This window comes from Hymenobacter saemangeumensis (assembly GCF_039541835.1).
Classification (GTDB): Bacteria; Bacteroidota; Bacteroidia; order Cytophagales; family Hymenobacteraceae; genus Hymenobacter; species Hymenobacter saemangeumensis.
Window position 1 is genome coordinate 1 of sequence record NZ_BAABGZ010000011.1, and the last position, 822, is coordinate 822.

General features: G+C 68.5%; 2 protein-coding genes. Both read right to left on the reverse strand.

All coding sequences use genetic code 11. The annotated features are described in order from the left end of the window. A partial coding sequence (locus tag ABD919_RS04150) for a hypothetical protein (protein WP_345234065.1) occupies positions 1-467 on the reverse strand: 467 nt, incomplete at its 3' end. Positions 468-541: 74 nt separating this feature from the next. Next, the coding region (locus ABD919_RS04155) for a T9SS type A sorting domain-containing protein (RefSeq protein WP_345234067.1) at positions 542-822 on the reverse strand (281 nt) is incomplete at its 5' end.

An 822-nucleotide genomic window follows, 5' to 3' on the forward strand; every position in this document is an offset into this window, starting at 1 on the left:
TTGGTAGAGCCACTTGGTAAAGCCAGTCGGGTGCCGCCATTCAACAAGCAGCCCACCTGGCAGGCCGTAAAGCCCGAGCTGGTGACCTCCACCCGGTAGCTGCCCGTACTCAATCCCAGCCGTGCCCCTTCGTGCAACAGCTCGAAGCGACTGCGGTCGATGGTGGTGCGCCCGCCGTTGGTAAGAATGCCCACCTGCCGGGTGCGGTAGGCCTCGTAGTCGTACTTGGGGTAGACGGAGCTGTCGGGCTGCACGTAGGTGTCGCCCACCACGTACAGCTCATGGGCCTGGTAGCGAATGCCGGCGGTCACCTCTTCGCCGCTGCGCAGGTCCTGGGCCAGGGCGTCCTGCACCTGCGCCGTCAGCGGCAGCCGGCTCCCTTGGCCCGGGTCCCAGGCCGGAAACTCAAACCGGTTCTGCAGCGACTTGAGGATGTTCAGGGGCGAGGGGGCAGGGTATCGGGTCATGTTGTCAGCAAAAGATAGGAAATAACTGTCGGCCCTACCCCTACCGGGCAACCCAAACGCGGGGCTTCTGCCGCCTACTGCCTCACCAGGCGCTTAGTTACGGGGCCCTCGGCCGGCAGCAGGCGCAGGGTGTACACGCCGGCCGGCAGCCCCTGCAGCGGCAGCAAGGAGCGGGCTTCGCCGCCCTGTACCCGCAGCGTGAGCTGCTGCACCACCCGGCCCACCCCGTCGAGCAGCTGCCCGGCAATGGGGGGCTGCGGCTGAAGCCCGGCCAGGGCCACCGTCACGTCGGCGCCCGTGGCCGGGTTGGGATACAGCTGCAGGCGCCCGGCCAGGGCCCGGGCCTGCTGGGCGG